Annotated in this window: 1 protein-coding gene; it reads left to right on the top strand. The window is 55.5% G+C overall.

All coding sequences use genetic code 11. The annotated features are described in order from the left end of the window. Positions 1-183 precede the first annotated feature (183 nt). The coding region (locus tag BMX16_RS17175; protein WP_143058098.1) for a hypothetical protein at positions 184-1,621 on the top strand (1,438 nt) is incomplete at its 3' end.

The following is a 1,621-nucleotide window of genomic DNA, read 5'->3' as shown; positions in this document are numbered from 1 at the left end:
ACAAAGGCAGTGGCATAAATCCGTCTGGGGTAAGGGGAAAACCGTCCGTCAGCTGATTTGCGCAACAGAGTCGAGGCCGCTGAGAACACACTGCATCTGCGTCTCTACAGACGGTTCGACAGGCATTATCAGACATTTCTGGCTGCGCCGTCGATCGACGGAGGTCCGGAAGCATCCAGCGCCGTGCTGACAGCGCTACTTGCTGATCTTAACACCCGTCTTGATCGCGGTGACGGCTACAGCATCGACAAGTTCGACATCCCTGAAGGCGATGACGAGCCTGCAGCAGAAATGTACCTTCTTTTTCACCCGAACCCGCCAACCAGCGTCCGCGAGATCGACGACGATGGAAACCGTTCGCGAATTTACTTCCGCCCGCCGGGCGAAGCAATGATTGTCTATACCCCGTCAACCGGACGGGTTCATGTCAGGGCGGCGACAAGAAGCCTCAGACACACGATTGCGGAGCAGTTTATCGAGACCGCCTTGGAGCAGCCATACTCAAACCAGCCGGTCGATTTTCAGGCCTACGACATCTCGCAGTTCTTGGGCGGGTTTGAATTGGATCTTCCGACCTTCGACGAAGCTGTTGTGATGCGGGCACGGGTCATTCGGGCAGATATCAGCATCGGCAATCTTGCCAATCGGCTGTCGCTTTCGACCACGATCGAGCAGGACATCAGCGCAATTATTGAAGATCAACCCGGCCTCCAAAAGATCTTCCAGCGGGCCGTTGCCATCCGATTCATCGAGATCGCGGTGCAGTATCGGCGGATGGGCAGTGAAAAAACCGAGACACTTAACTTTACCCTGACCGATCGCAATACCAGCAGCTTGCTCAGTCTCGACGATCCGTCCGAAAGAATTTTAGGCCATCGATTACTGCGGTATTGGGGTATCCTGCGAGACGGACGTGCGCCGAGCGACGCAGAAAGCATGGCGGCTTTACCGGCCTTGCTGGCGATCTGGGACATTGGGGCTGATCGAATCGGTGGGGCTTGGTTGCTCGATCGTGGTGTTGATCCGAATATTTTGATTGATTTTGGGTTTTTGGTTCTTGCCGGTTGGGAAGACGACGATCTGATCGACGATGAGGACGAGATGGGTCCAATTGTTGCAGAAGTCGTCGTCGAGAGTGAGGGGGCCGCGCTGAAAGTGTCAGATGGACAGACGGCTTCTGGTGGCAATCGAGAACGTTATCAGACCTACCGCGTTCGCAGCGACTGGGTGGAACAACATTTGAAAACCCGCCTTGCTCATGTGCTTGATGTTCCCGCCGTCGAAGAATTGTCTGATCACCTTCTATACCTTGGCACGCTGACAATTGATGGCAGAGCCGCCCCGGTCTATCTCGCGCGGTGCCTGGACCGCGAAAAGGTTCGATCGGCCGTGGACACCGCGCTCAGGGCGCGGTTTAATCTGGGACAGGGCCTGGTTCTTCAAGCAGGCGATGGTGCTGGAAACTGCATTGGTAACAACGTCCTCACGCCTCTGGCAGACCATATCGACCCTGACCTTCAAGAAATCGTGCTGGTGGCCGAGCGGCTTCGATCAATTTTTCAGCGCGATCGGTTTTTGGCTCGCGGTGGCTCTGTTGCACAAATCCGAGAGGGATTCATGT

It is taken from the genome of Loktanella fryxellensis (assembly GCF_900110065.1).
In the GTDB taxonomy this organism is placed as follows: domain Bacteria; phylum Pseudomonadota; class Alphaproteobacteria; order Rhodobacterales; family Rhodobacteraceae; genus Loktanella; species Loktanella fryxellensis.
The sequence above is the reverse complement of the archived record's forward strand: the minus strand, read 5'-3'. Positions and strand labels throughout refer to the sequence as shown.